We start from the raw sequence: 24,863 nt of genomic DNA, 5'->3' as shown, positions 1-24,863 counted from the left end.
AAGACAAGGGATCTGGCGGGCGCCGACTTACCGATTTGCTGAACTCGCCCGTGTCGAATTCCGTGTTTCGATTTGCCACTGTTTCAGGCCAGAACATCCACTGGTTTCTGAAGCGGAACTGCTCGGTGACGCCGAGCCAGCTCGGCTGGCTCTACGCTTCACTGTGCGTGGTATCGCTCGGTATCGGAACGGTCTTCTGGATGCACGGCGCGCCGCTCGTGTTGCCGTTCGCCTGGCTCGAACTGGCTGCCGTGGGGTTCGCGTTCATGGCCTACGCCCGGCATGCGACCGATGGCGAGAGGATCATGCTGCAGGCGGGCCGGCTCGTGGTCGAACTCGAGAACGGCGGGAGCTACGAGCGCACGGAATTTCTCCCGCACCGGGTGCGGATCGAGCCGCAGACCGGCGACCGATCGTTGATCGAGTTGTCGGGCCAGGGTCGATCGGTCAGGGTGGGGCGCTATGTGCGGCCGGAGTTGAGGGCCGCACTGGCGCGCGAGATTCGGATGGCGTTGCGCGGCGCCTGAGGGGGCTCGCGCGGTGCTGCACGGTTGGGTTTGTTGAAAATTTGAAGAAACGTGAACACGATGAAGAGCATTTGGCGCAATAAGTTCATGCCGGCAATGCTGGCGGCCGGCGCGGCTTTCAGCGGCGCGGCGCACGCAGTCAACGATCTGCCCGGCGGCCCCTCGGTGCGCCAGTTGAATCTTCCGGTCGGTGTGACCAAGATTGCGCAGGAGCAGCACTTCCTGCACACGGTGATGATGATCATCTGCACGGTGATCTTCGTGGCCGTGTTCGCGGTCATGTTCTATTCGATCTGGAAGCACCGCAAGTCGGTGGGCCACAAGGCCGCCAACTTCCATGAATCGGTGGTGGTCGAAGTCATCTGGACCATCGTTCCCTTCCTGATCGTGATCGTGATGGCGCTGCCCGCCACCAAGGTGCTGGTGGCCCAGAAGGACACCACCAACGCCGACCTCACGATCAAGACCACGGGCTACCAGTGGAAGTGGGGCTACGACTACCTGAACGGCGAAGGCGAGGGCCTGGCCTTCATCTCCACGCTCGACAGCTCGCAGCGCGCGATGTCGGATGCCGGCGCCAAGGGCGCGATCCCCGACGACTACCTGTTCAAGGTCGACAACCCGCTGGTCGTGCCGGTGCAGAAGAAGGTTCGCATCATCACCACGGCCAACGACGTGATCCACGCCTTCGCGGTGCCGCAGCTCGGCATCAAGCAGGACGCGATCCCCGGCTTCGTGCGCGACACCTGGTTCCGTGCCGAGACCGTCGGCGACTACTACGGCCAGTGCCAGGAACTGTGCGGCAAGGAACACGCCTACATGCCGATCCACGTGAAGGTGGTCTCGGCCGCCGACTACACGACCTGGGTCGCCGCCAAGCGCAAGGAAGCCGCCGCCAAGCTCGACGACCCGACCAAGGTCTGGACCCTGCCCGACATGATGGCGCGCGGCGAGAAGGTCTACGCCGCCAACTGCGCGGCCTGCCACCAGGCCAACGGCAAGGGCGCGGGTCCGATCAAGGCGCTCGATGGCGACCCGAAGGTGCTCGACGCCGACCACAAGGTGCAGCTGATGGTGCTGCTCAACGGCCAGAACAACGGCGCGATGCCGTCCTGGAAGCAACTGAGCGACACCGACCTCGCGGCCGTCGCCACCTACACCAAGAACAGCTGGTCGAACAAGACGGGCCAGATCGTGCAGCCGGCCGAAGTCCTTGCCCTGCGCGGCAAGTGATCGGTTGACCGGAACAACACAGCGAACAGCGCCCAGCGACGAGATATTCAAGGAACGATGAAATGAGTGCAGTCCTCGACCCCCACGGTCACGCCCACGGCGACCACGCGCACGACGACCACCATGACCACCACGCGCCCACCGGCTGGCGCCGCTGGGTGTTCGCGACCAACCACAAGGACATCGGCACGCTCTACCTGCTGTTCAGCTTCACGATGCTGATGGTGGGCGGCGTGCTCGCGCTGCTGATCCGCGCCGAGCTGTTCCAGCCGGGCCTGCAGCTCGTGAACCCCGAGCTGTTCAACCAGTTCACCACCATGCACGGCCTGATCATGGTGTTCGGCGCGATCATGCCGGCCTTCGTGGGCTTCGCGAACTGGATGATCCCGCTGCAGATCGGCGCCTCGGACATGGCGTTCGCGCGCATGAACAACTTCAGCTTCTGGCTGCTGATTCCCGCGGCGCTGATGCTGGTCGGTTCGTTCTTCATGCCCGGCGGCGCACCGGCCGCGGGCTGGACGCTCTACGCGCCGCTCACGCTGCAGATGGGCCCCTCGATGGACGCCGGCATCTTCGCGATGCACATCATGGGCGCCTCGTCGATCATGGGCTCGATCAACATCATCGTGACCATCCTCAACATGCGCGCCCCCGGCATGACGCTGATGAAGATGCCGATGTTCTGCTGGACCTGGCTCATCACCGCCTACCTGCTGATCGCCGTGATGCCGGTGCTCGCCGGCGCCATCACGATGACGCTGACCGACCGCCACTTCGGCACCAGCTTCTTCAACCCCGCCGGCGGCGGCGACCCGGTGATGTACCAGCACATCTTCTGGTTCTTCGGCCACCCCGAGGTCTACATCATGATCTTGCCGGCCTTCGGCATCATCAGCCAGATCGTGCCGGCCTTCGCGCGCAAGAAGCTGTTCGGCTACGCCTCGATGGTGTACGCCACCTCGTCGATCGCGATCCTGTCGTTCATCGTCTGGGCGCACCACATGTTCACGACCGGCATGCCGGTCACGGGCCAGCTGTTCTTCATGTACGCGACCATGCTGATCGCGGTGCCGACGGCCGTGAAGATCTTCAACTGGATCGCGACCATGTGGCAGGGCTCGATGACCTTCGAGACGCCGATGCTGTTCGCGGTGGGCTTCATCTTCGTGTTCACGATGGGCGGCTTCACCGGCCTGATCCTCGCGATCGCGCCGATCGACATCCAGCTGCAGGACACCTACTACGTGGTGGCCCACTTCCACTACGTGCTGGTGGCCGGCTCCCTGTACGCCATGTTCGCGGGCTACTACTACTGGGCGCCCAAGTGGACCGGCGTGATGTACAACGAAACGCGCGGCAAGATCCACTTCTGGTGGTCGCTGATCTCGTTCAACGTCACCTTCTTCCCGATGCACTTCCTGGGCCTGGCGGGCATGCCGCGCCGCTATGCCGACTACCCGATGCAGTTCGCCGACTTCAACGCGGTGGCATCGGTCGGCGCCTTCGCCTTCGGCCTGGCCCAGGTGTATTTCTTCTTCTTCGTCGTGCTGCCGACCATGCTCGGCAAGGGCGAGAAGGCACCGCAGAAGCCGTGGGAAGCCGCCGAAGGCCTCGAGTGGGAAGTGCCGTCGCCGGCGCCGTTCCACACCTTCGAGACGCCGCCCAAGCTCGACGCGACCGCCACCAAGGTGATCGGCTGAGCGCCGGATCGCCCCACGCATCCCCGACGATCGAGACCGCCACGCGATGACGCCCGAACAGAGAAGAAACAACCGCCGCATGGGGCTCACGCTGGCCTCGATCGCGCTGATCTTCTTCGTCGGCTTCGTCGTGCGCATGGTCTGGTTCAGCGGCCGCTGACGCGGTCTTTGCAAGCCTCAAGGCACAGGAGCACACGCACATGAGCCTCGGTCAACGCATCCGGCGCGCCAATGTCCAGATGGTCGGCAAGCTGGCCGTGGTCGCCTGCGGCATGTTCGCCTTCGGCTATGCGCTGGTGCCGCTGTACCGCGCCATCTGCGAGATGACCGGCATCAACATCCTCGCGCTCTCCGAGCTCGAGGTGCCGGGCGGCGCGAGCGGCGGCAAGAACGTGCGCGTGCCCGACAACACGCAGGTCGACATGACCCGCACCATCAAGGTCGAGTTCGACTCCAACGTGCGCGGCGGCCTCTGGGACTTCAAGCCGGCCGAGCGCACGATGGAAGTGCACCCGGGCGAGCTCAACACGGTGATGTACGAGTTCCAGAACGTGCAGAACCGCCGCATGGCCGCGCAGGCCATCCCGAGCTACGCGCCGCAGCAGGCCGCGCCCTATTTCAACAAGCTCGAGTGCTTCTGCTTCAACCAGTACACGCTCGACGCGGGCGAGAAGAAGCAGTGGCCGGTCGCATTCGTGATCGATCCCAAGATCTCGAAGGACGTGAAGACGATCACCTTGTCGTACACCTTCTTCGAGGTCGGCGGCAAGACGCCCGCGGCGCCGGTCGCCGTCGCGCCCGTCACCGCAGCCGAGCCGCGTTCGTGATGGTCGATTCGCCACCCACCCCCACCCCTGCCACGCAGCGCAAGGGCTCGCTGCTCGCGACCCTCAAGGCGGTAGCCTGGTCGTTCTTCGGCATTCGCAAGAAGAGCGCCTACCAGGACGACCTGGCCAAGCTGAACCCGCTGCACATCATCGCGGTCGCCTTCGTCATGGTGATCGCGTTCATCGTCGGCCTCGTGCTGGTGGTGCGCTTCGTGGTCGCGCCCTGAGCCCCGAGCGAACGAACCCACGCTACCCAGAACCCATCGAATCGAGAGAAGAAAGAAAGCCAGGAGCTGATATGAGTTCAACCACCCACGGCACCACGCCTTACTACTTCGTGCCAGGACCCTCGGCCTACCCGGTCGTGTCCGCCATCGGCCTGTTCTTCGTGATCCTCGGCGCGGGGCAGTGGATCAACGGCCACCAGTGGGGTGCGTGGTCGCTGCTGCTGGGCATGCTGATCTGGCTCGGCACGCTGTTCGTGTGGTTCCGCGCCGCCATCGGCGAGAGCGAGAGCGGCCAGTACGGCCACAAGATCGACCTCTCGTACCGCTGGAGCATGAGCTGGTTCATCTTCTCCGAGGTGATGTTCTTCGGCGCCTTCTTCACCGCGCTGTGGTGGGCCCGCACCCATGCGCTGCCGAACCTCGGCAGCCTGGACAACGCCCTGCTGTGGCCCGACTTCAAGGCCGTGTGGCCCAGCGTCGCGGCCGGCGTGACCGGTTCTCCGGCCGGCATCGTCGAGCCGTTCCAGACCGTCGGCCCGTTCTGGCTGCCCACGATCAACACCGCGCTGCTGCTGAGCTCGGGCGTGACCCTGACCATCGCCCACCACGCGCTGCGTGCCGGCCATCGTGCGCAGACCATCCGCTTCATGTGGCTCACCGTGCTGCTCGGCGTGATCTTCCTGGGCGTGCAGGGCTACGAGTACTACCACCTGTACACCGAACTGAACCTCAAGCTCAGCTCGGGCACCTACGGTTCGACCTTCTTCATGCTGACCGGCTTCCACGGCCTGCACGTGTTCATCGGCATGCTGATGCTGCTGTTCATCACGCTGCGCCTGCAGAAGGGCCACTTCACGCCCGAGCGCCACTTCGGCTTCGAGGGTGCCGCCTGGTACTGGCACTTCGTCGACGTGGTGTGGCTCGGCCTCTACATGCTGGTCTATTGGCTTTGAGCGAAGCACCTCGCGGCATTCCACAAAAAAGGCGCCGTCAGGCGCCTTTTTCATGGTTCTCGTGGAACGAGCACCACCTACTTGCCGAGAGGGAGCCCGGTGGGCTGGATGTAGCCCAGTTTCCAGGCCAGCAGCATGCAGAGGAACAAAAGGACCGAGAGGCCGATCCGAAAGGTGAGCGCGCGCGCCATGCCGCCGCTCTTGGCGCGCCCGTTGCGACCGTCCTTCAACATGTAGAAGAGCGCGAAAGCCAGGCTCGCGAAGATGCCCACGAACAACAGGGCAACGAAGTATTTCATGACCCGCATTATCGGCCGCCTGCCACCCGCGTTCCAGTGACTCCCGACCCCCTGAACCCGCCTCCCGGCCGCGCGCCGGACACCGCCTCCTCCCGCCAGCGCAGCGACCGCGGCTGGACCTGGGCCCGCTTCTGGCTGATGACCATCGCCGCGCTGGTCACCGTCTCGTCGACCATCTCGCTGGGCCGCTGGCAGCTCTCGCGCGCGGCGCAGAAGGAGGCGCTGCAGGCCGAGATCGACGGCCAGAAGCTCAAGCCGCCGCTCGAGCAGGCCGACTTCCTCGCGCTCGAGCGTCCGGCCGAGATGCTGCACCGCCCCGTGCACCTGCGTGGGCTGTGGCTCTCAGCGCAGTCGGTCTACCTCGACAACCGCCAGATGCACGGCGTGCCCGGCTTCTACGTGCTGACGCCGCTCGCGCTCGAGGGCAGCAACCAGACGGTGATGGTGCAGCGCGGCTGGATCCAGCGCAATTTCAACGACCGCACGCAGCTCAGCGCGGTCGAGACGCCGGCCGGCCTCGTCGACGTGACCGGCCTGATCGAGCCGCCGCCGGGCCACCTGCTCGAGCTCGGCAAGCCCGCCGCGCCGGCCTCGGCACCGGCTGGCGAGGGGTCTTCGCCCATCCGGCAGAATCTCGACCTCGAAGGCTTCCGTGCCGAAACGCAACTGCCGCTGCGCACCGACGTGTCGCTGCAGCAGACCGGGCCTGCTTCCGAGGGCCTGCAGCGCGATTGGCCGGCGCCCGCGCTGGGCCTGGAGAAACACTATGGCTATGCATTCCAGTGGTTCGGCCTGTCGGCCCTCGTGGTGATCCTCTATGTCTGGTTCCAATTCATTGCCCCCCTCCGGCGCTCGCGCCGCGCACGCCGCGATGCAGTCCGCTGACGAGCCGCTGGGGCTGACCGTGCACTCGATGCCGTCGCCGACCCAGGCGCTCGACGGCGCGGAGGGCCGCCGCACGGTCGTCGGGCGCTGGAAGATGATCGCCGTGATGCTGATGTGCGCGGCGCCCGTGATCGCTTCGTACTTCACCTACTACGTGATCCGGCCCGAGGGCCGCAGCGTCTACGGCCAGCTGATCGACCCGCAGCACGAGATGCCCGCGCTGACCGCGGCCGACCGCGCGGGCGCGCCGGTCAGCCTGCAGACGCTCAAGGGCCAGTGGCTGCTGGTGGCGGTGGGCGATGCCGCCTGCGACGCGTTGTGCGAGCAGCAGCTCTACCTGCAGCGCCAGCTGCGCGAGGTGCTGGGCCGCGAGAAGGACCGGCTCGACCGCGTCTGGCTGGTCAGCGATGCCGCGCCCGTGCCCGAGCGCCTCGAGAACGGCCTGCGCGGCGCCACCGTGCTGCGCCTGCCGCCCGAGCAGCTCGCCAGGTGGTTCACGCCCGAAGCCGGCCACACGCTGGCCGAGCACCTGTTCGTGGTCGACCCGATGGGCAACTTCATGATGCGTTTCCCCGCGCGCATGGATGCCAAGGGCGCGGGCCGCGCCAAGCGCGACCTCGACCGCCTGCTGCGCGCCTCCGCCTCGTGGGACGAGCCGGGCCGCTGAGCACGACGACGAAGACGCACGACGCTTTCAATCAAGATGGACTCCAGCTCGCTCTACGACCTCACGCCGATCGCCTGGCTGCTGGCGGCCGGCGCGCTGATCGCGCTCGGGCCGCTGGTCTGGGTGTGGCGGCGCAACGCGGGAGCCGGCCCGGCGCGGCGGCTGCATGCGCTGACCGTGCTCACCCTGTTCCTGACCTTCGACCTCACGCTGTTCGGCGCCTTCACGCGCCTCACCGATTCGGGCCTGGGCTGCCCCGACTGGCCCGGCTGCTACGGCAACGCGAGCCCGGTGGGCGCGCGCCACGAGATCGCGATGGCGCAGGCCGCGCAGCCCACCGGCCCGGTCACGCACAGCAAGGCCTGGGTCGAGATGGTCCACCGTTATCTCGCCACCGGCGTCGGCGCGCTGATCACGGTGCTCGCGGTCGCCACCTGGGTGGTGCGCGCGCGGCAGAGCCAGCAGGCGAGGGCGGCGCCTTCGTCGGCGCGGCAAGGCGCCGACCATGCCGCGCTCAGCGCCTGGTGGCCCGCGGCCACGCTGGTCTGGGTCTGCCTGCAGGGGGCCTTCGGCGCGCTCACCGTCACCTGGAAGCTCTTTCCCGCCATCGTCACGCTGCACCTGCTGGGTGCCGTGGTGCTGCTCGCGCTGTTGTGCATCCAGGCCGTGCGCTACCGCCAGGTGGCCGCGCAGCGCCTGCCCACGCCGGTGTCGCCGGCGCTGCGCAACGGGCTGATCGCGACCTCGGTGCTGCTGGTGCTGCAGATCGCGCTCGGCGGCTGGGTCAGCACCAACTACGCGGTGCTGGCCTGCACGCAGTTCCCGACCTGCCAGGATAGCTGGTGGCCGCCGATGAATTTCGCGCAGGGCTTCGAGATCTGGCGCCACCTCGGCGTGACCGGCGAGGGCGTGCCGCTCGATTTCGCGGCGCTCACCGCCATCCACTACGCGCACCGGCTGCTGGCGTATCTCGTGTTCGTCGCGCTCGGCCTGCTGGCCTGGCGCATGCGCCGCATCGACAGCCTGCGGCCGCAGGCCGGCTGGCTCGCCGGCCTCGCGCTGCTGCAGCTCGCCACCGGCCTGGGCAATGTGCTGCTCGGCTGGCCGCTCGCGGCCGCCGTGCTGCACACGGGCGGCGCCGCGGCGCTGGCGGTGGTGCTGGTCTGGGCGCTGTGCGAAAGCCGGCGCGAGCAGGCGGCCGGCGCCCGCCTGTCGCGCGCGAACCCTGCCGTTCCACCCGGCGCCCCCTTGCGCGGCGCGGAGGTCCCCCGATGAGCACCCCGATTCCCCTGCAGCAGGCGCATGGCGCGAGCGTGCTGCGCCAGTTCTACGCGCTCACCAAGCCGCGCGTGGTGCAGCTGATCGTCTTCTGCGCGCTGATCGGCATGGTGCTCGCCGTGCCCGGCGCGCCCTCGTGGCTCGACGTGCAGCGCGCCGTGCTGGCCTGCATCGGCATCTGGCTGGTGGCGGGCGCGGCGGCGGCCTTCAACTGCCTGGTCGAGAAGGGCATCGACGCCAAGATGAAGCGCACCGCCTGGCGCCCGACCGCGCGCGGCGAGCTCAGCGACCGCCAGGCGCTGCTGTTCTCGGCGGCGCTGTGCATCGCCGGCTCGGTGCTGCTGTGGTTCACCGTCAATCCGCTCACCATGTGGCTGACCTTCGCCACCTTCGTCGGCTATGCGGTGATCTACACCGTGATCCTGAAGCCGCTGACGCCGCAGAACATCGTGATCGGCGGCGCCTCGGGCGCGATGCCGCCGGTGCTTGGCTGGGCCGCGATGACCGGCGAAGTGGGGCCCGAGGCGCTGATCCTGTTCCTCATCATCTTCCTGTGGACCCCGCCGCATTTCTGGGCGCTCGCGCTCTATCGCGTCGAGGACTACCGCAAGGCCGGCCTGCCGATGCTGCCGGTCACGCACGGCAACGAGTTCACGCGGCTGCAGGTGCTGCTCTACACCTTCATCCTGTTCGCGGGCTGCCTGATGCCTTTCATCTACGGCATGAGCGGCTGGCTCTACCTCGCGGTGGCGGTGGCCGTGAGCGTGGGCTTTACGGGCTACGCCTTCGCGCTGTGGCGCAACTACTCCGACACCCTGGCGCGCAAGACCTTCCGGTTCTCGCTGATCCACCTGAGCGTGCTGTTCGCGGCCTTGCTCGTCGACCATTACCTCCGCTGACCCATGAACAAGCGCAATGCCCTGAAGTTGATCGCCGCCGGCGCGGGCTGGACGGCCGTGTCCGCCACCGTGGGGCTGGGGCTCGCGGGCTGCAACGAGACCAAGCAGAGCTTCAATGCGGTCGACATCACGGGCGCCGACTACGCGCGCGACTTCTCGCTCAAGGATGCCGACGGCAAGCTGCGCACCATGGCCGACTTCAAGGGCAAGGTGGTCGTGCTGTTCTTCGGCTACGCGCAGTGCCCCGACGTCTGCCCGACCACCATGACCGAGATGGCGCAGGTCAAGCAGCAGCTCGGCGCCGACGGCGACAAGCTGCAGGTGGTGTTCGTCACGGTCGACCCGGCACGCGATACGCCCGAGGTGATGAAGGCCTACATGGGCGCCTTCGACCCCAGCTTCGTCGCGCTGATCCCGACGGCCGACGAGCTGGTCGCCACGACCAAGGACTTCAAGGTCTACTACAAGAAGGTCGACGGCAAGACGCCCACCAGCTACTCGATGGACCACTCGGCCGCGAGCTTCGTCTACGACCCGCAGGGCCGGCTGCGGCTGTACGCGCGCTACGGGGCCGGCGTGCCGCCGATGGTGGCCGACATCAAGACCCTGCTGGCGGCCTGAGTCGATGGCGCCCGGAGCGGACGCCGAGAGCCTCGCCACGGCCATCGCGGCGGTGGCGCACCTGAAGGCACGCAAGGGCGCGTTCCGCATCGCGCTGATCCCGCCCGAGGTGCTGCATGCGCTCAACGACGGGCTGATCGAGACCGTCAACCTCAACGAATTCCTCGCGCTCGAACTGCCGCAGCTGGCGCGCAGCGTGGCGGGCCACATCGGCCTCGACGCGGCGAGCGAGCGGCTGGTCGACACGTTGGCGATGCTGAGTGCCTTCAAGCCGATGCAGCGGCACGGCCACATCGCGCGGGCGCTGTACGACCTCGCCGCGCTGCACGACGAACGCGATGCGGTCGCGCACCGGCTTGCCACGCATGCCAGCGACGTCGCGCGCTGCTGGGCGGCACAGTGGGTCACGCTCTCGCAATTGCCGCTGGCCGGCCAGCTCGAGGCGGTGCGGCGCTTTGCGGCCGATCCGCATTTCGGCGTGCGCGAGATCGCCTGGATGGCGGTGCGCGACGCGGTCGTCGGCTCGCTCGACGAGGCGCTCGCGCTGCTGCAGCCGTGGGTGCGCGACGACGATCCGAACATCCGCCGCTTCGCGAGCGAACTCACGCGCCCGCGCGGCGTGTGGTGCGCGCAGATCGAGGCGCTGAAGGCCGAGCCCTGGCGCGCGCTGCCGCTGCTCGAACCGCTGCGCGCCGACGGCAGCCGCTACGTGCAGAACTCGGTCGCCAACTGGCTCAACGACGCGAGCAAGACGCAGGCGGAGTGGGTCGACGGCGTGTGCGCGCGCTGGGTGAAGGAATCGAACACGCCCGAGACGCGCTACATCGCCAAGCGCGCGCTGCGCACCCTCGCCAAGACCTCGGGCTGAACGAAGCGCGCCCATGAAAAAGCCCGGCGCGGGGCCGGGCTCGTTCGAAGGGGCGGAAGAAGCCGATCAGGCGTAATCGGCCAGCGCCTTCTTCATCTTCTTCATCGCGGCCACCTCGATCTGGCGAATGCGCTCGGCGCTCACGCCATAGACCGCGGCCAGGTCGTGCAAGGTCATGCCGCCCGAGCCGTCGTCGTTGACCTTGAGCCAGCGCTCTTCCACGATGCGGCGGCTGCGCGCGTCGAGGGCCTCGAGCGCGGTCGCGATGCCATCGCTCGACAGGCGGTCGCGCTGCTGCGATTCGAGCAGCGCGGTCGGTTCCTGCGTCGCGTCGGCCAGGTAGGCGATCGGGCCGAAGGCTTCCTCGCCGTCGTCGTTCGGGCTCGGGTCGAGCAGCACGTCGCCGCCCGAGAGCCGGGTTTCCATCTCGAGCACTTCCTCGGGCTTCACGTTCAGGCGCGCGGCCATCTGCGTCACCTCGTCGGCGCTCAGCGTTTCGCGGTGCGTGCCGGTGTCGGCCGCGGCCGAGTCGGCCTTGAAGCCCTGCTTCATCGAGCGCAGGTTGAAGAACAGCTTGCGCTGGGCCTTGGTCGTCGCGACCTTGACCATGCGCCAGTTCTTCAGGATGTACTCGTGGATCTCGGCCTTGATCCAGTGCATGGCGTAGCTCACCAGCCGCACGCCCTGGTCGGGGTCGAAACGCTTCACGGCCTTCATCAGGCCGACGTTGCCTTCCTGGATCAGGTCGCCGTGCGGCAGCCCGTAGCCCAGGTACTGGCGGGAGATGGACACCACGAGGCGCAGGTGCGAAAGGATCAGCGCACCGGCCGCTTCGAGGTCGTTGTGGTCGCGCAAACGGCGGGCGAAGCCCTGCTCTTCCTCGAGGGTGAGCAGCGGCAGGCGGTTGGCGGCCGAAATGTAAGCATCCAGGTTACCCAGCGGGGGCACCATCGACCAGGGGTTGGCGACGGCGAGCTGGTTGGCAGAGGCTCCAGACAGGGATGTCATCAGGGGAAACTCCTTCGTATTGGCCATATTAGCACTCGGTTAGAGGGAGTGCTAAGGCAAGGGTTCCCCTAAAGTCTCTATCGGGCCGATAGGCAAGGGCTGTCGGCCGGCGGCCCCGAAGGACCTCGGTCTTGTCCGACTTGCAGCCGGCAAAGCCCCGTAAGCGGGTACTTACCAGCGAATGCCCAGTTTCAGCAGCAGCTTGGACACCACGAACAGCGGCCCGACCCAGAGGTATTGGATGTCTTCGAAGAACGAAGGTTTCCGTCCCTCGATCTTGTGGCCGATGAACTGGAAGATCCAGGCCACCACGAAGATGGCGGCGGAAATCGGCAACACAAGGCTGCCCATGGCATGGACCAGCGCCAGCAGGATGGCGGTCTGGATGCCCATCGCGAGCAGGAAGACCGGCGAGCGCAGCGTCAGGTAGTAGACGAGGCTGGCCAGCAGGAAGGCGTAGGCGGCCCAGGGGTGGATCGCGAAGATCAGCCCGACCAGGCTGACCATGATCGCGGGGATCGCGACGAAGTGGATCAGCTCGTTGGTCGGGTGCCGGTGGCTCTGTTCGTAGTGGGCCAGCAGGCGGTCGACCTTGCGGTCGCTGGCGGCCTCGGGCGCGTGGGCGGTGGCGGTGTGCGGCATGGCATGTCTCCGTGGCTCGTGCGGGCCGTTCGTTGCGGCCCGCGATGGAATCCGCCGATGGTGCCCCGCGCCGGCTTCGCTGGCAAGTGCTATATAAACAATAGCATTACACCGAGCGGCCATCGCGGGGATCGCCATGACTTCCGGCACTGTCGCGCCCTGGGTGCACCGCTAAGATGCGGCGCGTGGCTCCGCTCGATCCCTCTTCCTCCTCCACTCCCCCGTCCTCGGCGGCGCAGGCCGGCATCGCGCCGCGCGGCCGCACCGCGATCCTGGTGGTCGACGACCACGACCTGCTGCGGCTCGGCGTCTGCGCGCTGGTCCAGGCCCAGGCGACCTCCTCGGGCGCCGCGATCGAGGTCTACGAGGCCGGCAACGTTGCCGACGCGCTCAAGCTCTACGAGGCGCACCAGGACGCGATCGGCCTGGTGCTGCTCGACCTCGCGCTGCCCGACACCCATGGCCTGAGCGGCCTGGCCGAGTTCCGCCTGCGCTATCCCGAGGCCCGCATCGTGGTGCTCTCGGGCACCGGCAACAGCACCCTGGCGCAGGGCGTGCTGGCGCTGGGCGCGAGCGCTTTCCTGCCCAAGTCGGCCGACCTCAAGGAAGTGGTGAGCTTCATCCGCGCCTGCGGCCTGCTCGACCCCGATGCCGCGCAGTCGCCGCCGCCGGCCGTGCCGAAGGCGCTCACGGGCTATGCCGAGTTCGCCCACGCCAGCGCCTGGCAGGAACTCACGCCGCGCCAGATGCAGGTGCTGCAGTGGGTGCTCGAGGGCAAGGCGAACAAGGAGATCGCCCAGCTCGCCAACCTGAGCGAAGGCACGGTGAAGAACCACGTGTCGACCATCCTGCTGCTGTTCGGCATGCGCTCGCGGGCCCAGTTGATCAGCACCCTGCATTGAACGGCGCGCGGTGCTGAACGACCCGGCCGCCGACGTCGTTCTCGGCCAGCGCGTGCTGCGCGAACACGTCGCCTCGGTCTACGACACCTACAGCGCCTCGACGCTGACCCACCTGTGCTTCGTGGCGGTGTTCGGCGCCATCCTCTACGCGCAGCTGCACGACCCGCGGCTGCTGTTCTGGATGGCCGGCATGGTGCTGGCCGACATCTACGTCTTCTTCACGCCGCGCTGGTATCCGGCGCGGCCGGCCGTCGAGAGCCCGTACTGGGCGCGCAAGATCTCGCGCCTGGTCACGCTGGTCAGCATGGTCACGGCCGTCGTGCCCTGGCTGGTCGTGCCGGCCGGCAACCTGCCGATGACCTCGCTGCTGATGGCGGTCATCGTCGGCAGCTGCGCGCGTGCCTCGCAGTCGCTGTGGCCGCTGAAGCCGGCGCTGTTCGGCTACACGCTGCCGATGTCGCTGGGCATGATCACCGCGCTGGCCTGGCAGGGCGACGGGCTGCACCTGTTCCTGGCCGCGGCCGGCGCGGCCTACCTGATGCTGACCCTGCATGCGGGCATCCGCCAGCACCGGCTCCTGACCGACTCGCTCATGCTGCGCTTCGAGAACGAGGCGCTGGCCGCGCGCCTGGGCGAGCAGATCGCGGCCACCGAGCGCGCCAGCCTCGAGAAGACCCGCTTCCTCGGCACCGCGAGCCACGACCTGCGCCAGCCGCTGCACGCCATCGCGCTGTTCGGCGCGGCGCTCGAGAACGAACTGCGCAACCGACCCGAAGGCCGCAATGCCGAACGGCTGATGCGCGCCGTGAACGCGCTCGGCGCCTCGCTCGACACCATGCTCGACGTCTCGCGGCTCGACGCCGGCGTGGTCGTGCCCGAGGTGCAGGCGGTGCAGCTCGACGCGCTGTTCCTGCCGCTCAACCACACCTTCTCGGCGCGCGCCGAGCAGAAGTCGCTGCAGCTGCGCGTGCGCGCCAGCGGGCTGTGGGTGCGCAGCGATCCGCAACTGCTGCACCGCATGCTGTCGAACCTGATGGACAACGCGCTCAAGTACACCGCCAGCGGCGGCGTGACGGTGATCGCGCGCGACCGCGGCGAGACCGTCTGGATCGAGGTGCGCGACACCGGCATCGGCATCGCGCCCGAGCAGTCGGGCCGGATCTTCGAGGAGTTCTACCAGGTCGACAACCCGGGCCGCGACCGCTCGCACGGGCTGGGCATCGGGCTGTCGATCGTGCAGCGTCTCTCGCGCCTGCTCGGCCATCCGGTGCAGATGCATTCGCGCCTGGGCCGCGGCACGCATTTCCGGCTGGTGGTGCAGGCCGCGAACGCGCAGGCCAGCGCGCTGGCCGGGCCGTTTCCGCCGCAGGCCGCGGCGGCCGATGCCGAGGAACAGCGCCGCCGCGGCGCGGCGCGGCTGCCCGCGCGCGTGCTGCTGCTCGACGACGAGCAGGAGATCCGCGAGGCCATGACCGGCCTGCTGCGCTCGCATGCGGTCGAGGCGCAGGCCGTGGGCGACGAGGCGTCGGCCGCGCGGGCGCTGGCGCAGGCGCGCGGCGAGGGCCGTCCCTTCGAGCTGCTGCTGTGCGACTACCGGCTGGCCGATGGTGCCGACGGCCTCGATGCCGGCCTGCGCCTGAGCCGGGCCGGCGACGGTGCCACGCCGCTGCTGCTGATCACCGGCGAGACCTCGCCCGACCGGCTGCTGCGCGTGCGCGAGTCGCGCGTGCCGGTGCTGTTCAAGCCGGTGGTGGCGAACCGGCTGCTCGAGGCGATGAGCGAGGCGGTGCTCGCTCGTTGAGGGAGCGGGCGCCCCTCAGTTGCCCAGCAGCGCCTGCGCGAACTCGCGCGCGTCGAAGGTCTCGAGGTCCTCGAGCTTCTCGCCCACGCCGATAAAGTAGACCGGGATCGGCCGCTCGCGCGCGATCGCGCACAGCACGCCGCCCTTGGCCGTGCCGTCGAGCTTGGTCACGACCAGCCCGGTCAGGCCCAGCGTCTCGTCGAAGGCCTTGACCTGCGCCAGCGCGTTCTGGCCGGTGTTGCCGTCGATCACCAGCAGCACTTCGTGCGGCGCGGTGGCGTCGGCCTTGTTGACCACGCGCTTGATCTTCTTGAGCTCGTCCATCAGGTGCAGCTGGGTCGGCAGCCGGCCCGCGGTGTCGACCAGCACCACGTCCTTGCCGCGCGCCTTGCCGGCGTTCACCGCGTCGAAGCTCACGGCCGAGGGGTCGCCGCCTTCCTGGCTCACGATCTCCACCGTGTTGCGGTCGGCCCAGACCAGCAGCTGCTCGCGCGCCGCGGCACGGAAGGTGTCGGCCGCGGCCAGCAGCACCGAGGCCCCTTCGTTGGCCAGGTGCTTGGTGAGCTTGCCGATGGAGGTGGTCTTGCCCGCGCCGTTCACGCCCGCGACCATGATCACGGTGGGCGTGTGGCGGCCGATCTCCAGCGGCTTCTCGAGCGGGCGCAGCAGGTCGGCGATGGCCTCGGCCAGCAGGCGCTTGACCTGCGATGCGTCGGTCGCCATCTGGCTCTTCACGCGGCGACGCAGGTCGTCGAGCAGGTATTCGGTGGCCTTCACGCCGGCATCGGCCATCAGCAGCGCGGATTCGAGCTCTTCGTAGAGCGCCTCGTCGATCTGGGCATTGACGAACACCGCCTGGATGCCGGTGCCGGTCTTGCGCAGGCCGGTCTTGAGCTTGTCGAGCCAGCCCCGGCGCTCGGGCGCGGGCGGCGGAGCGACCTCGAGCACCGGTGCCGGCACGGGCGCGGGGGCTGGCGCGAGGATCGGGAGGTCGACGGCGGGCGGCGGCGGTGCGACAGGTGGCGGTGCGACGGGCGTCGGCGCCACGGGCTGGACCGTGGGCACTGCGGGCGCAACGACCGGTGCCGGCGTCGGCGTCGCCGCAGGCGGTGTCACCGGTGCCGCGGCCGGCACTTCCTTTGCCGCCGGTTTCGCGCCGAACCAGCTCGAGGGCGAGAACACCGAGCGCGAGGGCGCGCTCTCCGCGGCGGGGGCAGGTTCGGCCGGCGGGATCGCTGGCGCCTGCGGGGCCGGTGCTTCGGGCGTTTCCGCGGGTGGTTTTTTCTTGAAGAAACTGAACATCGGGCGCTTTTTAGAATCGGAGCCATTCTATGAAACACCCCTCGCCACGCCGCGCTGCGTCTGGTGCGGTGCTGGCCCTGGCGTTCGCGGCGCCCTGGGGCTTGCCCGCGCAGGCGCAACAGCCATCGCCCCCGGCCACCGCAGCCACTGCCTCCGCCCCCGGTCCCCAGCAATTCACCCTCTCCAACGGCATGACCCTGATCGTGCAGCCCGACCGGCGTTCGCCGACCGCGGTGCAGATGGTCTGGGTGCGCGTGGGCTCGATCGACGAAGTCGACGGCACCTCGGGCGTGGCCCATGCGCTCGAGCACATGATGTTCAAGGGCACGAAGTCGATCAAGCCCGGCGAGTTCTCGCGCCGCGTGGCGGCGCTGGGCGGGCAGGAAAACGCCTTCACCACGCGCGACTACACCGGCTACTACCAGCAGATCCCGGTCGGCAGCCTCGAGCAGGTGATGAAGCTCGAATCCGACCGCTTCGCCAACAACCAGTGGCCCGACGACGAGTTCAAGCGCGAGATCGAGGTGGTCAAGGAAGAGCGCCGCATGCGCACCGAGGACCAGCCGCGCGCCCTGCTCGGCGAGCAGCAGAGCGCGGCCGTCTTCATCGCCTCGCCCTACCACCGGCCGGTGGTGGGCTGGATGAGCGACCTCGACGCGATGACGCCCGAGGACGTGCGCGAGTTCCACCGCCGCTGGTACGTGCCCGCCAATGCCGCGATCGTGATCGCCGGCGATGTCGACGTCGACAAGGTGCGCGCGCTGGCCGAGAAGTACTACGGCGGCATCCCCGCGCGCGCGGTGCCGGTGCGCAAGCCGCGCATCGAGCCGCCGCAGCGCGGCATCCGCCGCATCGAGTTCAAGGCGCCGGCCGAGCAGGCCTACGTCTCGCTGGCCTTCCGCATCCCGCAGCTCGAGAGCATCGATGCCGAGAGCGACGCCTGGGCGCTCGAGGTGCTGTCGGCCGTGCTCGACGGCTACACCGGCTCGCGGCTCGATCGCGCGCTCACGCAGGGACCCGAGCGCGTGGCCGATTCGGCCGGTGCCTATTCGGGGCTGATGGGGCGCGGTCCGCAGCTGTTCGGCCTGGCGGGCGTGCCCGCGGCCGGCAAGACCGCCGCGCAGGTCGAGGCCGCGCTGCGCGCGCAGGTCGCGCGCATTGCCAAGGAAGGCGTGGGCGAGGCCGAGCTCGCGCGCGTCAAGACGCAGTGGGTGGCGAGCGAGACCTACAAGCGCGATTCGGTGATGGCGCAGGCGCGCGAACTCGGCAGCAACTGGGTGCAGGGCCTGCCGCTCGATGCCGATCCGCGCATGATCGCGAAGCTGCAGGCCGTGACCGCCGCGCAGGTGCAGGCGGTGGCCGCCAAGTACTTCGGCGATGACCAGCTCACCGTGGCCACCTTGGTCCCGCTGCCGCCCGATGCGCGGCCCCGTGCCCGCGGCTTCGCCGCTCCCGCGGGAGAACTGCGTTGAACGCCGCCGCATCGCTCGAAGGTCAGATCTCCATGTCCCTCTCTCATTCCAAGCCGGCCATCGCCGGCCGCCTGCTGCGCACCGGCGTGCTGGCCATGCTCGGCTTCGCCGGCCTGGCCGCGCAGGCCGCGCTGCCGATCGAACACTGGACGCTGGCCAACGGCGCCAAGATCTACCTCGTGTCCTCGCAGGCGCTGCCGATCGTCGACGTCGAGGTCGACTTCGATGCCGGCAGCCGGCGAGATCCCGCCGACCAGGCCGGCCTCGCGAGCGTGAGCTCGACCATGGTCGAGAAGGGTGTGCGCGCCGGCCGCGACGGCGAGCCCGCGCTCGACCAGAACGCGCTGGGCGAGGCCTGGGCCGATCTGGGCGCCGAGTTCGACGTCAGCGCCAGCAACGACCGCACCAGCTACACGCTGCGCAGCCTCGCCGACTCCAAGCTACTCGACAAGGCGGTGGCGCTGGCCGCGCGCGTGATCGGCGAACCTACCTTCCCCGACGACATCTGGCAGCGCGAACGCGAGCGCCTCTCGGCATCCATCCGCGAGGGCAACACCAAGCCCGCGACGGTCGCGGCGCGTGCCTTCGCGACCGCGGTCTACAGCGGCCATCCCTATGGCCAGCAGACCACCGAGGCCACGCTCGCGCGCATCGACACCGCGGCCATGCGCCAGCGCTACCAGCAACTGATCGTGCCGTGCCGCGCCAAGCTCAGCATCGTGGGCGCGGTGACGCGCGCGCAGGCCGAGGGCATCGCCAACGCGATGCTGTCGCGGCTGCCCGGCCCCGAGGCCTGCACGCCGCTGCCCGCGATCGCGCCGGTGCCGGCGCTGGCCGAATCGAAGGAGGTGCGCATTCCCTTCGAGTCGGCGCAGACCCATGTCTATATCGGCCAACCCGGCTATCCGCGCAAGGACCCCGACCACTTCGCGCTCAACCTCGGCAACTACATCCTCGGCGGCGGCGGCTTCGTGTCGCGCCTGACCGACGAGGTGCGCGAGAAGCGCGGCCTGACCTACAGCGTCTACAGCGGCTTCGCGCCGGGGCTCGACGCGGGCGCGTTCCGCGTCGGCTTCCAGACCCGGCCCGACCAGGCGGCCGAGGCGGTGAAGGTGGCGCGCGAGGTGCTCGCGAAGTTCGTCGCCGAGGGGCCCACGCAGAACGAGCTCAAGGCCGCGAAGGACAACCTGATCGGCGGCTTTCCGCTCCTGCTCGACAGCAACCGCAAGCTGATCGGCAACGTCGCCAACATCGCCTGGAACGACCTGCCGCTCGATTACCTCGACACCTGGACCGCGCGCATGAATGCCGTGACCGCCGCCGACATCAAGGCCGCGTTCGCACGCAAGCTGCAGCCCGATCGCATGGTGACGGTGGTGGTGGGCAGCGACCCGCAGGCCAAGCCGCAGGGCAGCAAGTAGGCCGCTTCAGGCCAGCGCGTGCGGCCCCGTGCGCGAGGCGGCGCGCACGCAATCGCCGAGCCGCCCGAGCAGCCGCGGCGCCGCGCGCGCCTGCTGCCAGTACAGCGGCACCGGCAGCCGCGAGCCCGGCACCAGCTCCACCAGCGAGCCGTCGCGCAAGGCCTGCGCCACCATGCTCAGCGGATGCATGCCCCAGCCCATGCCCGCGCGCGCGGCCTCGACGAAGGCCTGCGGCGAGGGCAGCCAGTGGCGCGGCGTCTCGACCTCGCGATGGCAGATGCGCCGCACCCAGCGCGCCTGCAGCGCGTCCTTGCGGTCGAACACCAGGCTCGGCGCCTGTGCCAGCGTGCGTGCGCCCACGCCCTTGGCGAAATGCGACTGCACGAACGCCGGGCTGGCGGCCGCCACGTAGTGCATGGTGCCCAGCGCCTCGCTGTTGCAGCCGGCCACTGGCTGCGCCAGCGCGGTGACCGCTGCCAGCACCGCGCCGCTGCGCAGGCGCTCGGCCGTGTGGTCCTGGTCGTCGACCGTGAGGTCGAGCAACGCGCCGTGCTGCTGCGAGAAGGCAGCGGCCGCGCCGACGAACCAGGTCGCGAGGCTGTCGGCATTGACCGCCACCCGCACCGTGACCCGCTCGCCGGCCTCGCCGGCGCCCAGCACCGGCAGCGCATCGCGCAGCTCGTGCTCGAGCATGCCCACGCGCTCGACGTGCCGGCACAGCTGCAGCCCGGCCTCGGTCGCCACGCAGGGCTGGCCGCGCACCAGCAGCGCGCCGCCGATGCGTTCCTCGAGCAGCTTCACGCGCTGCGACACCGCCGAGGGCGTGACGTTGAGCGCGCGGGCCGCGCGCTCGAAGCTGCCTTCGCGCACCACGGTGGCCAGGGCGTTGAGGGCGGCGTAGTCGAGCATGTGGATGAAGGAAAACTGAATTGACTTAAGGAAGTTTAGTTTGAGTTAATTCGCGAACGGCGGCAAGCTCGCACCATGTCTGCCGAACTCGTCACCACCGCCTTCCTCAACGGGCTCTTCATGAGCCTGGTGCTCATCGTCGCCATCGGCGCGCAGAACGCCTACGTGCTGCGCCAGGGCTTGCGCCGCGAGCACGTGAGCGCGGTCGTGCTGTTCTGCGCCGTCAGCGACGCGGTGCTGATCTCGGCCGGCGTGGCCGGCATGGCACAGGCGCTCCAGGGCCGGCCGATGCTGGCCACCGCGCTCGCCGGCTTCGGCGCGCTGTTCCTCGCCGGCTACGGGCTGCGCGCGCTGTGGCGCTCGCGCGCGGCCGGTGCGCTGCGCACGGTCACGCAGGGCAGTTCGCTGTCGCGCACCGCGGTGCTGGCCCAGGCCGCGGGCTTCACGCTGCTCAACCCGCACGTCTACCTCGACACCGTGCTGCTCGTGGGCAGCACCGGCGCGCAGTACGCGGGCTCGCTCAAGGGATGGTTCGTGGCCGGCTCGGCGCTCGCGAGCGCGCTGTGGTTCTCGGCCCTCGGCTATGGCGCGCGGCTGCTGGCGCCGGTGTTCGCGCGGCCGCGCGCCTGGCAGATGCTCGACGCGCTGATCGGCGGCACGATGCTGGTGCTGGCGGCGCTGCTCGCGCGACGCGCCATCGCGGGCTTCTGAGCCCCGGCGGGCGCGTTAAGCTCGCCGCATGCCCCGCAAGCCTGCCGCCGCGCCCTCGCGCACCCCAACGACTTCTTCCCCCGCGCGTTCGGCGCGCGCGCACGAGGTGCGCATCATCGGCGGCCAGTGGAAACGCACACGCCTCGCCGTCGCCGACAAGCCCGGCCTGCGCCCCACGCCCGACCGCGTGCGCGAGACGCTGTTCAACTGGCTCGCGAGCCTGGCCGGCGCCGGTGGCGGCGAGCTGCCGGGCTGGCAGTGCATCGATGCTTTCGCGGGCACCGGCGCGCTCGGCCTCGAGGCCGCGTCGCGCGGCGCGGCCGGCGTGCTGCTGTGCGAGCAGGACGCCGCGCTGGTCGCGCAGATCCAGGCCGCCAAGACCAAACTCGCTGCCGAGGCGGTGCGCGTGGAGCGCGGCAACGGCGTCACGGCGCTCGAGCGCACGCCGGCCGCGAGCCTCGACGTGGTCTTCCTCGACCCGCCCTTCGACAGCACCACGCTCTACGAACCCGCGCTGCGCGCCGCCGTGCGCGCGGTCCGCGCGGGCGGCGCCATCTACCTCGAGGCACCGCGCCGCTGGAGCGACGAGGAGGCGGCCGCGCTCGGCCTCGTCGTGTTCCGCCACTTGAAGGCCGGCGCGGTGCATGCACACCTTTTGATGCATGCCGCACACGGCACTGCATAATCCGCCGACCCAAGCCGCATCGGCTGCATGAGGAGGTAGCAACCATGGCCAGCAACGTGATCGCGGTTTATCCCGGCACTTTCGACCCCATCACCCTCGGGCACGAGGACGTGGTGCGGCGTGCGACCCAACTGTTCTCGAAGGTGATCGTCGCCGTGGCGGCCGGTCACCACAAGAAGGCGCTCTTCACGCTGCAGGAACGCATCGAGATGGCGCGCGAAGCCGTCAAGCCCTACAGCGACCAGGTCTCGGTCGAGAGCTTCTCGGGCCTGCTGCGCGACTTCGTCGTGGCGCGCGGCGGCAAGGCCATGGTGCGTGGCCTGCGCGCCGTCACCGACTTCGACTACGAGTTCCAGCTCGCGGGCATGAACCGCTCGCTGATGCCCGACGTCGAGACCGTGTTCCTCACGCCCAGCGACAAGTACCAGTTCATTTCCAGCACCTTCGTGCGCGAGATCGCGATGCTCGGCGGCGAGGTGCACAAGTTCGTCTCGCCCAACGTCGAACAGCAGCTCGCGGCCAAGGTCCGAAGCCTCGGCAGAGAGTAGGCGCCGCCGATGAGCGGCGCGCTGGCGCCCCGTTTGCACCTGTTGGGCGACGCGGCGCTGCTGTGCGACCTGCCCGGTCCCGCCACGTTCGTCCAGCAACAGAAGATCTGGGCGCTGGCGCGCGAGGCCGGTCGCTGGAGCGGCGTCGGCGAAGTGCTGCCGGGCATGAACAACCTCACGCTGACCTTCGATCCGACCGCGGTCGATCTCGAGGCGCTGAGCGCGCGCGTGCTCGAGGCCTGGCCGCGGCTCGAGGCCGGCGGCATCGAGGGCCGCGACATCGAGATTCCCGTCGCCTACGGCGGTGAGCACGGCCCCGACCTCGCGGACGTGGCGGCCCACACCGGCCTGTCGACCACCGAGGTGGTGCGCCGCCATGCCGCGGCCGAGTACGTGGTCTACCTGCTGGGTTTCCTGCCGGGCTTCGCCTTCCTCGGCGGACTGCCGGCCGCGCTCGCCACGCCGCGTCGCGCCGAACCGCGCACGGCCGTGCCTCCGGGCTCGGTCGGCATCGGCGGCGAGCAGACCGGCATCTATCCGCTGCGCTCGCCGGGCGGCTGGCAACTGATCGGGCGCACCGAGGTCGCGCTCTTCGATCCGCTGGCCGCGTCGCCGACCCTGCTGCGGCCCGGCGACCGCGTGCGCTTCGTCGTCGAAAGCCTGCGGCCATGACGCTCCTGATCGAGAAGCCCGGCCCGCTGGCGTCGGTGCAGGACCTCGGGCGCCACGGCCATCGCCAGCTAGGCATCTGCCCGGGCGGCGCGCTCGACACGCTGGCGCTGGCGATTGCCAACCGGCTGGTGGGCAACGCCACCGGTGCGGCCGGGCTCGAGCTGACGCTGGGCGGCAGCGTGCTGCGCTTCGAGACCGACACGCGCATCGCGCTGGTGGGCGACGACTTCGGCGCCACGCTCGACGGCCAGCCGCTGTGGCCGTGCTGGAGCGTGCCGGTCGCGGCCGGGCAGACGCTGCGGCTTGCTAGCGCCAACGCGAGCATCAACGCGGGCGGCGGCAAGGCCGGCCTGCGCAGCTGGCTCGCGGTGGCGGGCGGCATCGACGTGGCGCCCGTGCTCGGCTCGCGCAGCACCGATCTCAAGGCCGGCTTCGGCGGCCACGAGGGCCGTGCGCTGCGCAAGGGCGACCGGCTGCCGCTGGGCGCGTCGGCGCTGGCCGAGGCGCAGCGCGCGCGGCGCGCCTTCGGGGTGCGCGGTCCCGACTGGGAGCCCGATGCCGCGGCCGACGGCGCCATCGCTCTGCGCGTGCTGCCCGGCCCCGAGTTCGAGCAGTTCACCGTCGCCTCGCGCGACCAGCTCTGGGGCGAGCGCTGGCGCATCACGCCGCAGAGCAACCGCATGGGCAGCCGGCTCGCGAGCGCGAGCGGCGCCGAACTGCGGCGCAAGCGCGCCACCGACATGCTGTCCTCGGGCGTGATTCCCGGCACGATCCAGGTGCCGCCCTCGGGCCAGCCGATCATCCTGATGGGCGACGCCCAGACCACCGGCGGCTATCCGCGCATCGGCGTCGTGATCCGCGCCGACCTCTGGAAGCTCGCGCAGGCGCCGCTCGACGGCAGCCTGCGGCTGGTGCCGGTCGATGCCGCCACCGCGCTCGAGGCCTGGGCCGCGCAGCAGCGCTATGTCGCGCAGGTGGTGCAAGGCCTCGCGGCGGCAGGCTGGCCGACCCCGGCATAGACTGCGGTCTTTCCATCCGCCGCATCGCTCCAGGAGTCCTCCCATGCACATCGACCTCAACGCGGACCTCGGCGAAGGCGCCGGCAGCGACGAAGCGCTGCTCGGGCTCGTGAGCTCGGCCAACATCGCCTGCGGCTGGCATGCGGGCGACCCGAAGACCATGCACCAGTGCGTGCGCTGGGCCGTCGCGCACGGCGTGGCGATCGGCGCGCATCCCAGCTTTCCCGACCGCGAGAACTTCGGCCGCAGCACCATGCACCTGCCGCCCGACGAGATCGTCTCCAACGTGCTCTACCAGGTCGGCGCGCTCGCGGCCATCGTCAAGGCCGAGGGCGGCCGGCTCGCGCACGTGAAGGCGCACGGCCAGCTCTACAACCAGGCGGTGAAGGAGCCCGAACTCGCCGATGCGCTGTGCGAGGCCGTGCGCCGCTTCGATCCTTCGCTGAAGTTCTTCGGCCTCGCGGGCAGCGGCATGATCGACGCCGCGCGCCGCGCCGGCCTCGTGCCGGTGGAGGAAGTGTTCGCCGACCGCGGCTACATGCCCGACGGCAGCCTGGTGCCGCGCAGCCAGCCCGGCGCGCTGATCGAGGACGACGCGCAGGCCATCGTCCAGACCCTGGCCTTCGTGCGCGAACGCCAGGTCAAGGCCATCGACGGCAGCATCGTGCCGGTCAATGCGCAGACCGTCTGCCTGCATGGCGACGGCGCGCATGCGCTGGCCTTCGCGCGCCGCATCCGCGAGCGGCTGCTGTCCGAAGGCATCGAGGTGCGCGCGGACTGACGAAGC

Annotated in this window: 28 protein-coding genes; 23 read left to right on the top strand and 5 right to left on the bottom strand. The window is 69.5% G+C overall.

Translation table 11 applies throughout. The features are described from left to right. Positions 1-50: 50 nt before the first annotated feature. From BM109_RS22520 to BM109_RS22495, 7 genes are all read left to right on the top strand, one after another. Positions 51-527 carry a DUF2244 domain-containing protein gene (locus BM109_RS22520; RefSeq protein WP_093348338.1) on the top strand — a complete coding sequence of 159 codons (477 nt, stop codon included), beginning with the start codon at positions 51-53 and terminating at the stop codon, positions 525-527. A gap of 60 nt (positions 528-587) precedes the next feature. Then, complete coding sequence (coxB, locus tag BM109_RS22515; RefSeq protein ID WP_093347433.1) at positions 588-1,760, top strand: cytochrome c oxidase subunit II; 1,173 nt, start codon at positions 588-590, stop codon at positions 1,758-1,760. 62 nt (positions 1,761-1,822) lie between these two features. Continuing rightward, positions 1,823-3,460, top strand: a complete 1,638-nt coding sequence (gene ctaD, locus BM109_RS22510; protein ID WP_093347430.1) for a cytochrome c oxidase subunit I — start codon at positions 1,823-1,825, stop codon at positions 3,458-3,460. A 46-nt stretch (positions 3,461-3,506) separates the two neighbouring features. After that, a complete protein-coding gene (locus tag BM109_RS41505) occupies positions 3,507-3,620 on the top strand; it encodes a cytochrome oxidase small assembly protein (RefSeq protein ID WP_218159410.1) in 114 nt (37 codons plus the stop codon). Positions 3,621-3,660: 40 nt separating this feature from the next. Next, positions 3,661-4,287 (top strand): cytochrome c oxidase assembly protein, encoded by a 627-nt coding sequence (locus tag BM109_RS22505; RefSeq protein WP_093347427.1) that lies wholly within the window; start codon positions 3,661-3,663, stop codon positions 4,285-4,287. Continuing rightward, on the top strand, positions 4,287-4,514 hold the full coding sequence (locus BM109_RS22500) for a DUF2970 domain-containing protein (protein WP_057596469.1): 228 nt from the start codon (positions 4,287-4,289) through the stop codon (positions 4,512-4,514). The genes BM109_RS22505 and BM109_RS22500 overlap by 1 nt, the downstream gene beginning before the upstream one ends. Positions 4,515-4,585: 71 nt before the next feature. Beyond that, entirely contained in the window at positions 4,586-5,467 is an 882-nt protein-coding gene (locus BM109_RS22495) for a cytochrome c oxidase subunit 3 (protein WP_093347424.1), read from the top strand. Positions 5,468-5,544: 77 nt separating this feature from the next. Here the strand turns inward: BM109_RS22495 and BM109_RS22490 are convergent, their stop codons facing one another. Further along, positions 5,545-5,775: a twin transmembrane helix small protein gene (locus tag BM109_RS22490; RefSeq protein WP_093347422.1), complete on the bottom strand. Its 231-nt coding sequence runs from the start codon at positions 5,773-5,775 to the stop codon at positions 5,545-5,547. Between the two features lie 27 nt (positions 5,776-5,802). On the opposite strand from BM109_RS22490, the gene BM109_RS22485 reads away from it, so the two are divergent. From BM109_RS22485 to BM109_RS22460, 6 genes are read left to right on the top strand one after another with little or no spacing between them, the layout of a single operon-like run. Next, positions 5,803-6,651 carry an SURF1 family protein gene (locus BM109_RS22485; RefSeq protein WP_371268830.1) on the top strand — a complete coding sequence of 283 codons (849 nt, stop codon included), beginning with the start codon at positions 5,803-5,805 and terminating at the stop codon, positions 6,649-6,651. After that, a complete protein-coding gene (locus tag BM109_RS22480) occupies positions 6,638-7,318 on the top strand; it encodes a thioredoxin domain-containing protein (protein WP_093347419.1) in 681 nt (226 codons plus the stop codon). Before BM109_RS22485 ends, BM109_RS22480 begins: the two co-directional genes overlap by 14 nt. Before the next feature lie 36 nt (positions 7,319-7,354). After that, a complete protein-coding gene (locus tag BM109_RS22475; protein ID WP_256222716.1) occupies positions 7,355-8,593 on the top strand; it encodes a COX15/CtaA family protein in 1,239 nt (412 codons plus the stop codon). Next, positions 8,590-9,495, top strand: coding sequence for a heme o synthase (gene cyoE, locus BM109_RS22470; protein ID WP_093347416.1), 906 nt, complete (start codon positions 8,590-8,592; stop codon positions 9,493-9,495). The genes BM109_RS22475 and cyoE overlap by 4 nt, the downstream gene beginning before the upstream one ends. Positions 9,496-9,498: 3 nt before the next feature. After that, positions 9,499-10,116 carry an SCO family protein gene (locus BM109_RS22465; RefSeq protein ID WP_093347413.1) on the top strand — a complete coding sequence of 206 codons (618 nt, stop codon included), beginning with the start codon at positions 9,499-9,501 and terminating at the stop codon, positions 10,114-10,116. 4 nt (positions 10,117-10,120) lie between these two features. Beyond that, on the top strand, positions 10,121-10,984 hold the full coding sequence (locus tag BM109_RS22460; RefSeq protein WP_093347410.1) for a DNA alkylation repair protein: 864 nt from the start codon (positions 10,121-10,123) through the stop codon (positions 10,982-10,984). 66 nt (positions 10,985-11,050) lie between these two features. On the opposite strand, the gene rpoH is transcribed toward BM109_RS22460, so the two are convergent. Further along, on the bottom strand, positions 11,051-11,992 hold the full coding sequence (gene rpoH, locus BM109_RS22455) for an RNA polymerase sigma factor RpoH (RefSeq protein ID WP_057597535.1): 942 nt from the start codon (positions 11,990-11,992) through the stop codon (positions 11,051-11,053). Positions 11,993-12,163: 171 nt separating this feature from the next. After that, positions 12,164-12,634 (bottom strand): Mpo1 family 2-hydroxy fatty acid dioxygenase, encoded by a 471-nt coding sequence (locus BM109_RS22450; RefSeq protein WP_093347407.1) that lies wholly within the window; start codon positions 12,632-12,634, stop codon positions 12,164-12,166. Between the two features lie 176 nt (positions 12,635-12,810). Here BM109_RS22450 and BM109_RS22445 point away from each other — a divergent pair, with 176 nt between their 5' ends. Then, positions 12,811-13,536, top strand: coding sequence for a response regulator transcription factor (locus BM109_RS22445; RefSeq protein WP_057597537.1), 726 nt, complete (start codon positions 12,811-12,813; stop codon positions 13,534-13,536). A 10-nt stretch (positions 13,537-13,546) separates the two neighbouring features. Then, positions 13,547-15,337, top strand: coding sequence for an ATP-binding response regulator (locus BM109_RS22440; RefSeq protein WP_093347405.1), 1,791 nt, complete (start codon positions 13,547-13,549; stop codon positions 15,335-15,337). A 15-nt stretch (positions 15,338-15,352) separates the two neighbouring features. On the opposite strand, the gene ftsY is transcribed toward BM109_RS22440, so the two are convergent. Beyond that, complete coding sequence (ftsY, locus tag BM109_RS22435) at positions 15,353-16,639, bottom strand: signal recognition particle-docking protein FtsY (protein WP_177239435.1); 1,287 nt, start codon at positions 16,637-16,639, stop codon at positions 15,353-15,355. 29 nt (positions 16,640-16,668) lie between these two features. On the opposite strand from ftsY, the gene BM109_RS22430 reads away from it, so the two are divergent. Together BM109_RS22430 and BM109_RS22425 are read left to right on the top strand one after the other, a co-directional pair. Further along, complete coding sequence (locus tag BM109_RS22430; RefSeq protein WP_093347400.1) at positions 16,669-18,111, top strand: M16 family metallopeptidase; 1,443 nt, start codon at positions 16,669-16,671, stop codon at positions 18,109-18,111. A 95-nt stretch (positions 18,112-18,206) separates the two neighbouring features. After that, a complete protein-coding gene (locus BM109_RS22425) occupies positions 18,207-19,532 on the top strand; it encodes a M16 family metallopeptidase (RefSeq protein WP_093348333.1) in 1,326 nt (441 codons plus the stop codon). Positions 19,533-19,538: 6 nt separating this feature from the next. Here BM109_RS22425 and BM109_RS22420 read toward each other — a convergent pair whose 3' ends face one another. Then, entirely contained in the window at positions 19,539-20,441 is a 903-nt protein-coding gene (locus BM109_RS22420) for a LysR family transcriptional regulator ArgP (RefSeq protein ID WP_093347397.1), read from the bottom strand. A 75-nt stretch (positions 20,442-20,516) separates the two neighbouring features. Between BM109_RS22420 and BM109_RS22415 the strand changes: the two genes are divergently transcribed. The 6 genes from BM109_RS22415 to pxpA are packed head-to-tail and all read left to right on the top strand — an operon-like array spanning position 20,517 to position 24,857. Next, positions 20,517-21,152, top strand: a complete 636-nt coding sequence (locus BM109_RS22415) for a LysE/ArgO family amino acid transporter (protein WP_093347394.1) — start codon at positions 20,517-20,519, stop codon at positions 21,150-21,152. A 28-nt stretch (positions 21,153-21,180) separates the two neighbouring features. Then, a complete protein-coding gene (locus tag BM109_RS22410; protein WP_093347392.1) occupies positions 21,181-21,837 on the top strand; it encodes an RsmD family RNA methyltransferase in 657 nt (218 codons plus the stop codon). A 44-nt stretch (positions 21,838-21,881) separates the two neighbouring features. Further along, complete coding sequence (gene coaD / locus BM109_RS22405; protein WP_057596071.1) at positions 21,882-22,385, top strand: pantetheine-phosphate adenylyltransferase; 504 nt, start codon at positions 21,882-21,884, stop codon at positions 22,383-22,385. Positions 22,386-22,394: 9 nt separating this feature from the next. Beyond that, on the top strand, positions 22,395-23,057 hold the full coding sequence (gene pxpB, locus BM109_RS22400) for a 5-oxoprolinase subunit PxpB (RefSeq protein ID WP_093347389.1): 663 nt from the start codon (positions 22,395-22,397) through the stop codon (positions 23,055-23,057). Beyond that, complete coding sequence (locus BM109_RS22395; RefSeq protein WP_093347386.1) at positions 23,054-24,076, top strand: 5-oxoprolinase subunit C family protein; 1,023 nt, start codon at positions 23,054-23,056, stop codon at positions 24,074-24,076. The genes pxpB and BM109_RS22395 overlap by 4 nt, the downstream gene beginning before the upstream one ends. 43 nt (positions 24,077-24,119) lie before the next feature. Then, positions 24,120-24,857 carry a 5-oxoprolinase subunit PxpA gene (gene pxpA / locus BM109_RS22390; RefSeq protein WP_093347384.1) on the top strand — a complete coding sequence of 246 codons (738 nt, stop codon included), beginning with the start codon at positions 24,120-24,122 and terminating at the stop codon, positions 24,855-24,857. The last annotated feature ends 6 nt before the right edge of the window (positions 24,858-24,863 follow it).

The organism is Variovorax sp. PDC80, assembly GCF_900115375.1.
Taxonomy (GTDB): domain Bacteria; phylum Pseudomonadota; class Gammaproteobacteria; order Burkholderiales; family Burkholderiaceae_C; genus Variovorax.
Note: the sequence above shows the minus strand (reverse complement) of the source record. Positions and strands in the feature narration are given on the sequence as shown.